This window comes from Pseudoalteromonas sp. PPB1 (assembly GCF_015356275.1).
Classification (GTDB): Bacteria; Pseudomonadota; Gammaproteobacteria; order Enterobacterales; family Alteromonadaceae; genus Pseudoalteromonas; species Pseudoalteromonas rubra_D.
This window is the reverse complement of the sequence record NZ_JACEQV010000011.1, coordinates 184,233-194,141: the sequence shown is the minus strand read 5'-3', so window position 1 is coordinate 194,141 and position 9,909 is coordinate 184,233. Positions and strand designations below refer to the sequence as shown.

7 protein-coding genes are annotated in these 9,909 nt (G+C 43.5%); 1 reads left to right on the top strand and 6 read right to left on the bottom strand.

Annotated elements, in window-relative coordinates:
- Positions 1-116: 116 nt before the first annotated feature.
- On the bottom strand, positions 117-413 hold the full coding sequence (locus IY568_RS13265) for a hypothetical protein (protein WP_194867831.1): 297 nt from the start codon (positions 411-413) through the stop codon (positions 117-119).
- Between the two features lie 963 nt (positions 414-1,376).
- On the opposite strand from IY568_RS13265, the gene IY568_RS13260 reads away from it, so the two are divergent.
- Positions 1,377-1,736, top strand: coding sequence for a hypothetical protein (locus tag IY568_RS13260; protein WP_194867830.1), 360 nt, complete (start codon positions 1,377-1,379; stop codon positions 1,734-1,736).
- A 95-nt stretch (positions 1,737-1,831) separates the two neighbouring features.
- Here IY568_RS13260 and IY568_RS13255 read toward each other — a convergent pair whose 3' ends face one another.
- From IY568_RS13255 to IY568_RS13235, 5 genes are all read right to left on the bottom strand, one after another.
- The gene (locus IY568_RS13255) at positions 1,832-2,152 is read right to left on the bottom strand and encodes a hypothetical protein (RefSeq protein ID WP_194867829.1); all 321 of its coding nucleotides are present in this window, start codon (positions 2,150-2,152) and stop codon (positions 1,832-1,834) included.
- 286 nt (positions 2,153-2,438) lie between these two features.
- The gene (locus IY568_RS13250) at positions 2,439-3,221 is read right to left on the bottom strand and encodes a class I SAM-dependent methyltransferase (RefSeq protein ID WP_194867828.1); all 783 of its coding nucleotides are present in this window, start codon (positions 3,219-3,221) and stop codon (positions 2,439-2,441) included.
- Positions 3,222-3,354: 133 nt separating this feature from the next.
- Positions 3,355-3,783, bottom strand: coding sequence for a hypothetical protein (locus tag IY568_RS13245; RefSeq protein WP_125560573.1), 429 nt, complete (start codon positions 3,781-3,783; stop codon positions 3,355-3,357).
- 70 nt (positions 3,784-3,853) lie between these two features.
- Positions 3,854-4,501, bottom strand: a complete 648-nt coding sequence (locus tag IY568_RS13240) for a DUF4291 domain-containing protein (RefSeq protein WP_125560571.1) — start codon at positions 4,499-4,501, stop codon at positions 3,854-3,856.
- A 412-nt stretch (positions 4,502-4,913) separates the two neighbouring features.
- Entirely contained in the window at positions 4,914-9,686 is a 4,773-nt protein-coding gene (locus tag IY568_RS13235) for a DUF3320 domain-containing protein (protein WP_194867827.1), read from the bottom strand.
- Positions 9,687-9,909 lie beyond the last annotated feature (223 nt).

Below are 9,909 nucleotides of genomic sequence, written 5' to 3'. Positions count from 1 at the left end.
AGCACACTGAAGCGATGATCAAAGTGAAAGTGCTCAATAGAATGGCTGGGCTAGGTATGCCTGAATATCAGGGAAACAGCTGAAATCGCATTGTTGCCTAAGCTATCTGGATTTGATCAACAAGGCCTCCTTTGGTTATCAAATTCATTTAGCAATCTGCTTTTTAACTTCTCAACTTCCGCTTCTTGCCATGAGTTAGCAGAAATAACAACCTTCACTTTACTCACAGTTATTTTATCACGTATTTCATCAACATACGTCTCAATGGTGGGTTGAGGTGTTCGTGCTCTCATGAGTCCTTTTTCTGAGAGCTTTATATGTACTTCAGATGCTGGAAGCGCTTCTGGTTTAATAAACCGTGAAAATAAAAACAAACACAGTACCAACGTAGAAAAATAAAGTAACGGCTTCATAAATTTATGCTCAAACAGCTCTCAGAAAACCAGCAGCGAGCCGCTAGTTTCTTAATTTATTATTCAAATACATTAACTTAGGATTGCAAACATCCATTTTAACGCTATCTCAGGGGTCTTTCCTGCTGAGCTATGTGATACCCTCTCAAGCAAGCTCCCCTACCTGAGCAACGCCTATGTACCCATTAAACTTATTTTCTACTTATTTTACAAGCGTCAGAAGGTATAATTCTGATGCAATTCATCATACTAAATAATCCATCAATGCGAATTAACTACTTAACACCAAGATAAAGTCGAAGTATGAGGGGCTATTTTATAATTCTTGCTTTTCGCTCCAAATATAATATATAGCACTGAGCACCCGGAAAACAGCTAACCAAACATATAAAAAGCAACTTAACGGTTAAAACAAAAAGAACCGCGCAAATAAAAACCTATAAACCATATATAACCAGGATATACCCGATGTTAAATATGGTGAAAACGAGAGGAGTGACGAAGACGAAATCTATGCACCCAATTTATACAAAGTTATATTATTAGGTAGTTATAAAGATATAAATATTGGTTTTTAAAAACTATAAACACCTATTATTTCAGCGAAAATGTTACATAGAAAGACCACAAAGTTAAGCTTATAATTATTCATGTAAGCTTTCGCCACCCCACATGATGAATTTAAGCACTTTAAAAAATCAATATCGGTTATGAATTTTATCACAACACTGACAAAACCCTATTAACCCTACCAACTTATAATGTGAAAACTGAATAAAAAATGCCCGACCGCAAGCCGAGACGAACCACCAGACCAGCCCTTAAGAATCGAGTACACACTATTTTCTCGGCAGCTCAGCCTCTGCAAAAGATCCAGGCCTCCAGATAAAAAGCAACAAAGGTCTGGCGCTATGAAAGGTCTAGGCTATCCTGAGTAGTGTTTAAAGGATGAAAAGGTGGCTTATGCAAAAAATACTGAAGCTCTTACTGTCCATTGTAATAGTGGTCATTACCTTTATCTCTTCAGCGACGCTTGCTGGTATGTTGGCCGAATACGCGGGTTGGTGGAAAAAGCCAGTAATAGGTGGCGTCGCGGCTGCCTGTGTTGTGCTCTCGGGTTATATGAGTGCGCCTGGGCATAAACTGTATTATGCTGCAGCCTGGTTAGTGATTGGTGCGGTGGTGGCCGCAGTGATGTCTAACATATTTATGTATGACGAAGATGCCAATACGTCGGCACCTTTGTATATCACCTATGCCAGCGGGGCTTTAGCCTTACTGCTTTGCTGGGCCAGGGAGCGCAATCGGCATGTATTTCACTAAAAGGAGCAAATGACAAGCGAGCTACAAAGCAACCCTAAGCATACAATGGCTCACAGGTGAGAACACTCAACGCTTAGCGCCCGCTACTAAGTACTTTACTGTGCAATCACTTCTTTAATTAGCGGGTACTCATGCGTTGGCTGACATCCGTCAACATATATTTTTATTGGTTTGCCCGTAACATAAGCAGACAACAGCAGTGTATATGTTTCTTTAAATAATTTTTCATCTGCACTTAAAAATAAGTTTGTTCCTCTCGTACAGCCACCAGAAACCATGTTTTCATGAGTAAAATAAATGCCATTTCTAGTTGGCTTTGGGTACACTTTTGTGATTTTTCCTGCCTGATTCCATTCTCCAGCTACCGAGCCAAAAGACGAAAAAGCCATTAATACTGTTGCTATTATTTTTTTCATTTTCTCTATTTCCTTTCACATTTTATTTTTATATATAAATTAAACTGGGCGCAAAAAAGCAAGCTATTCCGAATAACAATTATTCAAAAAGCACACTTTTACAACACCAAAGCCAATACTAAAGTTAATGAATTTTCTGGTAAGCTTTATTTTAAAAACCCCCTAGTTTTTAAAGTGATTAATATACCAATAAATAGACCATCCAAATTAGCGTTTATTGAGTTGCTGGCCAGGGAGCACAAACAGCACCACAGTTAACCTAGTCAATAACGTTGATAGCGTACTATTAAACAGGCGTCCGACTTTTACTGGCCTTAATTGAGTACAACATCGGTACTTGCTGACCTTGATGCAGCTTTTGATACCCCAACTCAGGCACGAACTCCAGCCCCTCAAAGCAATCATACGGGCTATATGGGTGCTCAACAAAAGACTCAATATTCAGACCCGCACCAATCAGCGCATTGACCACATCACTGACCGAGTGGGTCCAGGTCACGGTAGTGGCTTTAGTGCCATCACAGTTTTCTGTGTAGGTACCCTCTTCTTCAATATCAGGCGCACCATGAGGAAAATATGCATAGCCTGCCAGCAGGTCATTAATGGGATGAAACTCAACCAGGTGAAACACTCCACCCACTTTTAGTGCGCCGGCCACTGTCTTTGCCCATGCGGTTAAATCGGGCAACCAGCACAAAACACCGTATGAAGTGAACACGATATCAAACTGACGCATATTGCTTTGGCCAAAGTGGATCACATCACTTTCGATAAACTCCGCTTTTAAACCAAGCGCATCTTTAAGGGTGTTAGCTTGCGCAATGGCACTTGCTGATAGGTCTACCCCGGTTACATCGGCACCCAAACGTGCCCAGGATAGGGTATCCTGGCCAAAGTGACATTGCAGATGCAATAAAGACTGGCTCTTCACAGGCCCCACCTGCGCCAGTTCAACCGGATTCAGTGAGCACTGCCCGGCCTTAAACCCGGCCACATCATAAAATTCTGATGCCACGTGTACTTGGGTCCTTTTATCCCAGGCTGACTTATTAATGCTTAAATAATCCATCGTCTTTCCATGCGTTATTTTTCTATTTGGAGGGTGTTAACTTTATCTAATTGCCCTGACTCTGACCAGTTTAGTGAGTGACAACTCAGCAGTTCTGACAAGCACTTTTTGCAGCGACAATTACCCAAGCTTCCTAATCTTCCCAATGGCATTCTTGGTAGTAAGATTTAATTGAATCTGGCGATATGTCTGCTAGTGGCTCACCGGTATCATACCCGGCAGCGAAGAACAAGAAAGTACGAAAAGGCGATTCAAACTGAAGAAGTGCACACCCCAGATCAGTGAAGTAAAGCGATCCGCCCTGCGATTGCCCGTAGCAGTTGCTTTGGCCCGCAAAAAAAAGCGCTGCCTCTAACTTATCCAGCTTAAGGACATCATTGCCAGCAAAAACCAGGCTCTGTTCAACAGAAGAAGGGTCGATTGAAAACGCGACCAGTTTTCCACCTTGATACTGCAGGTCACTAATACCTGACACCCCTGCACACAATGCGTTTACTTCAGACTTGGACATCCCGAATTTCAGCGCGCCAAGTCCAACAAGGGGTTCAAAAATAAATTCCACAATGGTATTCCTTTTAAATCTCTGATCTCATCAACCAGAATGATATTTGGGTACTCAAAACAAGTAATTACTACAGGTCTAATCCCAGTTTTTTGTGCAGAGACTCATCCGCAGGTATATACACCGACTCTTTCGGCGTACACAGCAAGTCCAGTCTGCCATTTTTTATATTTTCTCTTTGCTCATTAACAAATTCCGAAATATCGGATATATCCAATATCCAGTCACGGGCATAACTCTGAACCGTTTCACCTTTAATACCCAATTGAATCGCTCTTCGAGCTTGCTTGTCACCGAATGGTCCATGATCAGGATCCCATTGCAGGCGAACGTCTGATCTTGCCATCGCTGACTTCCACTCATCCCGGGTATTATATTGACTCTGCTCATATGAAGAAGGCACTGAGCTCGCGAGTATGCTGTCGAATGCCGTGCGATGAATTTTAACAGCCAGTGTGACCTCTTGATTTGCCTTAGTTCCCCAACCAGAACGGTACATCATCCATAAAAAATTAGGCTTTATCCAGGTCATTCGGGTAAAACTAAAATCACCACCAAACGTTTGGTGCCTGGCAGCGTACTGTCCAATCGACTGATTATATGCCTGATATACGGTGACAGATTTCTCATCATATTGTGCCAGTATCACTTTTCCTTCTTTTGGCCATCGGGCCAACTGCGCATGATAACTTTCACAGCGTATATTGTTTTTAACCACTTACTTTTAACCTACTCCTGTAAAGGTACTGACCATAATTGATGTCCCATCACTTAGCGCCAAAAACATCATGACGCAGTACTACTATTTACCTGCGATGCCAGGCCGTAGCGAACAATAAAAATATCAATTATGCAAAAGAACACTTATTTTACACTAATCAATTATTTGGCGTCAGGATTAATGTTAAATATCAGAAAGATAGGAGGAGATAATTTGGCTTTTTGAGCGACTTTCACACAATACCTGCGTGCAACTTGTGTGAGCACTCAAGCTCTGTGTTTTTCATACAGCCAATTTAAATGCGTGCTTGCTTTAAACAAGGCTTTTATATCAGGTCTTATAATATGTTCGCAGGAGTAGGGCAGACTCCAACATTTTCAATACTCCAAGTTTGCCCTTTCTTATGCACTCAGTTCCTCACAGCAATTTTTAATCTATCGTTTTCACTGGTCAATATTCCTTTTCTGCACTGCTCGGCTGCCAATCGGTTCACTCTCTCTACGGCTTGAGCGGTGGCACGCTGAAATCCAAGTAACCCAAGCGCAGCAGATGCTGAGTCTGTCATATTGATAGCGTGAGCATCTCGTACCGTCAATAAAAGTGCATTGGTCAGCTCAGCATCACAGACGTTTTCCAGTTTTTTCATAGAGGCGTCTGTAGCATCCCAATTCCTTAACTTTACTGTGGACACCCCCTTGGGCCATAGTACCGTATTGTCATCTTTTTGAATCGCTCCCTTGCCTGCTAAACCATCAATGGCCTGATCCACTATCCGTTTTATTTTACTTCCCACACGAGACAAACCAGCTGCATTAGCCAAACGGCTTGCAACGATAGAAGCAAAGATTGGATATTCACTTGCTACAACTCGCTCAATCGCATGCTCTATTGCACTTAATGGAATAGCACTAAAATCATCAACCTTGGGCATGTTGAGTTCAGAAGTATCCACTTTTTTATAAGGGGTTTTGCACGCATCGAATATCGCCTCTTCTGCTACTTCACTTCTTTGTATTACCGGGGATGTATCTTGAGGCTCGATTTCTGTAGACATAGATAAAGTATCAGCCAATACAGCTGCCTGTTCAGTGCCATCTTCTAGTGCAGCAATGTGTGCATCGTGATTCAATATGGCTTCTTCAATCACCTCTTTCAGTCTGTGCAGCTCCGATTTTGGATCTCTGTACCAGTCGGTTGACCAGATACGAGCAAATTTCCATCCTAACCCTTCTAATACGCTTTGTCTCAACCGCTCCCTGTCCCTGGCAGAAACCGCTTCATAGTAACCCGCGCCATCATACTCAAATGCCAAAACATATTGTTCAGGATAACTTGGGTGGCGTATTGCCAAGTCAATAAAATACCCCTGATTTCCCACTTGCGCCGCAACGTCAAAACCCAAGCTTTGAATGGCATCCTGCAGTACACAACCAAAAGCAAAATTTGCTTCCTGCTCGCCTTCGACAGCCGTTTCTGATTTGTTGAATTCAGCAAACTCTAAAAACGCCTGCAATGCACGCAGCCCGAATGGGCTACCACTATCCACTCTGAGCTCTTGCCCATGGAAGTTCGCAAAGACCTCCATAGACAACCTAGCCCTGGATATTAGTACATTGAGTCTACGCTCTCCCCCTGGCTTATTTAACAAACCAAAGTTCTGGCTTACCTCACCCGTTTTAGTTTTACCATAACAAATACTAATCAAAATAACGTCCCGCTCATCACCTTGGACATTCTCAAGATTCTTTACAAAAAACTCATCACCACCAGCATGTCGTTCAAAGAACCCGTCAGTTTCTGGGTGTAAGCGACGCACTTTTTCAAGCTCCAGAATAATTGCGTCACGCTGAGACAAACTAAAAGCAACAATACCGAGCGATAAATGAGGCTTGGTCAGAGCGTGCTTAAGCACAGCTGCTACCACAGCTTTAACTTCTCCGGGGTTAGTTCTTGAACCGCCTTTGTCGTACCAGCTATCTGGCAAATAGTGGAACTTCAGCCCGGTTGCATCACGGTGAAACCCGGGGCTCGGAAATGCGATCAACTCATTCTTATAAAACTGCTCATTTGAAACGGCTATTAACGAATCGTGGCGTGAACGGTAATGCCATTTCAGCATATGGCTTGGCGCACCTTTAGATTCCATGAGTGCCAGTATGCTCTCAATGTCAGCGGTATCACTCTTTTCAAGCTCTTCGTCTTCCAACTCCACCGACTTCGCAAATAAGCTATTGGGTGGCATCTGCTTGCTATCGCCAACTACAATCACCTGACTCCCCCGCATCATCGCACCCAATGCATCTGGAGCGGGGATCTGGCTGGCTTCATCAAAAACAATCAAATCAAATTCCAGCGCACCTTGCTTAAGGTAAGTTGCGATAGACATAGGGCTCATCATAAAGATAGGTTTAATCTGTTGAATAACATGGCCCGCTTCACTCAATAATTTTCGCAAAGGAATATGGCGCGTCTTCTTACTGAGCTCCCGCAGTACCAGTTCCATCTCTCCTTTTGCATTTTTATTCGGTAACTGTTCAAACAACTGACCGACGAGCTTTTCCTGAGCAAAAAACAGACTTTCTTCGTCCACTTTTTTGAATTCTTTGATGGTCTTCTCGTGCTTTGTCCGATCAAATTGTCGGATAGATGCGGAGTTAGCATACGCATAATCAACCAAGCCCTGGAAATAGCTTTTCTCAAACACATGCAACAAGGCTTCCGGGGGCTCTTTCCAGTTGAAGGCCAGTTTCACGAAAGGCTGGACCTGATATTGCTCAAGCGCAGTAACTATCTGGTTATATCGTGCAAACTCATAAAGCTGCTCTGGCTTATTCCAACTCGCTAAAAGATCGGACAAAGAACCAAATTTCATTGTCGCAAGTTCATACTCTGACCTTTGCGGGTCTATCGCAACGATTTCTGTTAATCGATTACACAGGTGTAACGACTCATTATGCAATCGGTTCAGCCCTTCTGACTCATTCAGTAGCAGTTGTTTATCTACACCAGCATCAATTACTTTTGCCAGCTTCAATTGCAGCTGACCACGATTCACTTTTTGATAGTAGCCGCAGATCCATTCAAAAACCCGTATGAGCTCTGCCAAGTCAGAGTGCTCTCCCTGCCATAGCGTGCCAAAAGCATTCGATAGAAACGTACAGTGGGAATCAAACTCGCGTTTCGCACTTTTATACTCCAACACCGTATCTAATAACTCTAACCACTTTGCAGGGTTGCTCGGCAAAGTACCTTTGTACAGGCCAGAGAGCTTAGTTTTCGCTTTTCTGAAACCAGGCGACAAAAAGCGCCACCATTTATCCGTTTTTCCAACTAACCCTTCACGGATACTCAGTAAATCGGCCTCAAACACAAGTGCAATAAACTCTGCTTGAACTGCCTTTTTAAGCAACATGGCGCGCTCAAGACTCTCCAGGCCACGTACTACCTGTTGCTCGTCCGAAACCCACACCGCGTTATCTACTTGTACGCCATGAAGCTCAGGCACCTCAGACAGCCAGCGAGCGGTGGAAATCAATTGAGATACTGCCTGCAAGCTGTCGGGGCTTTCAAGCTGTATGTGGTCTGCAACCGTTTGACTATGAGCAACCACTGCTGTTATTTCATCGCTCAATGCGAGCATCTCAGCGGATAACGCCTGATGCATCGCGGGAGAAAAGTCTTGTCGGGTAGACATAGCAAACGGATGCGCGGCTGGCTCCCCCATTAGCTGTATCTGCTGGACCAGTTCGTCGACAATTTTTATTACTTGATGGTATGTTTCGTCTGTCCATTGTGAAAACAAGCTAAATGGCAACAGTGGTATTGGTTTGCATGTTGACGCTTGCTCAAGCTGCATCAGCTTACCCAATGCTCTGATATAATTGATTTTGCTATTGAGAATGGGCACTCGCACTTCTTTCGCATAAGAATCCAGTAGTGATTTGGCGGCTGTAAGCTCAGCAAACTCTTGCCCTCTGTCTACTATCTTGGGCTTGCCTTGTGCCAGTGACTCTGAGATAGAAGCCAGTACCACTTTCTTGGTACTTTTGTGGCTGTGCAGCTCGAGCACGGCAAGCCCGAGGTGAGTTTCATCAAGCCGCTTCTTCACCACCTCCAGTGCCGCCATTTTCTGTGCCACAAACAGCACTTTTTTACCCAAAGCAACTGCCTCAGCAATGATGTTGGTAATGGTTTGAGACTTGCCAGTACCAGGTGGACCCTGAATGATAAAATCAGCACCCGACTTCATTGCCAAAATCGCCGCTATCTGACTGGAGTCTGCATCCTTTACCAAATGAAGCTTCTCTGGGTGCGCCAATTCACTGGTGTTGTACTCGGTTGCTAGGCTAAACCCCTCACTCAGAAGGCGTGTCATAAGCGGCAGCTGTCCAGGTTTTTTTCCTTCTGGCCAGCCACTCGGATCTAAATCCATATACATTTGAAACTTGCCGAACGAGAAAAGTCCCAGGCCGATTTTATCCGGGTGAACTTTCCAGCTTGATTGCTTCTCGACAGCATTCGCAACTGCTTGATAATAGTCTGCTAAAGTAGTTTCAACCGTGTAAGTAGGTAATTGTAGTTTGAATTCGGTTCTCAATTTTGCGGCCAGCGTCAGGTTAGAGCCCAGTTCCTCACCCGTGTATTTCAGCTTAAAGCTATCCCTCGCGGACGACCTTGCAAGCTTTACGGGGACAAGGATCAAAGGTGCGTAGCGCGACACACGCGTATTGGACGGTTCATGCCATTGCAAAAACCCAAGCGCCAGGTACATTACTTCTATACCCTGCTCTTGCAGCATTGTATGTGCATCTGCCTCTAATTTTAAAAGTGCCTTATCAAGCTTTGCAGGCATAAACCCGGTTTGAAGATACTTATCGCTAAATCGGGCCTCCCCCTTTTGCTGCTCCAGATACAAATCCAGCGGAGGTAACTCAGTGTCTTCATCAGACTGAAAAAAAGTGCTTTGATCATCATCGCTGATGTTTTTTTGATAAGCCTTTGGTAATGGCAAAAAGCTCATTGTTTTTTCTTTTTCGACAAGTAACTCAAAAACTTGCTCAGACTTTTCGTCTATTATATCTATCGCTTTTCCACTGCTACGATAGTTAAGCTGCGGGTTTGCCCGCAGCCCCATATCAAGCAACTCCAATCGTGCACTTTCCAATTTTTGCTCAATCGTCATAAACAACCCTTGTAATAATTTACCTAGCCAACCTTGAATAAATGAAATAAAAATAGAGCTAACAATAAAGCGTAGAGCCACAAGAGTGGTTTTGCCACTTCATATGTAAATCAGATAGTTGCTGTGAGAGAAGTTTAATAGAGCCAAATTAGTTAAAGTATGGAATAAACGAATAGATAGCAGTTCCCATATATGCTGCTTAGTCAAGCTATGAAAACACCTG

Excerpts from the sequence above, each read along its gene's own strand:
- IY568_RS13255 (WP_194867829.1), bottom strand. The coding sequence starts at position 2,152 with ATGAAAAAAATAATAGCAACAGTATTAATGGCTTTTTCGTCTTTTGGC.
- IY568_RS13260 (WP_194867830.1), top strand. The coding sequence starts at position 1,377 with ATGCAAAAAATACTGAAGCTCTTACTGTCCATTGTAATAGTGGTCATT.
- IY568_RS13265 (WP_194867831.1), bottom strand. The coding sequence starts at position 413 with ATGAAGCCGTTACTTTATTTTTCTACGTTGGTACTGTGTTTGTTTTTA.
- IY568_RS13235 (WP_194867827.1), bottom strand. The coding sequence starts at position 9,686 with ATGACGATTGAGCAAAAATTGGAAAGTGCACGATTGGAGTTGCTTGAT.
- IY568_RS13250 (WP_194867828.1), bottom strand. The coding sequence starts at position 3,221 with ATGGATTATTTAAGCATTAATAAGTCAGCCTGGGATAAAAGGACCCAA.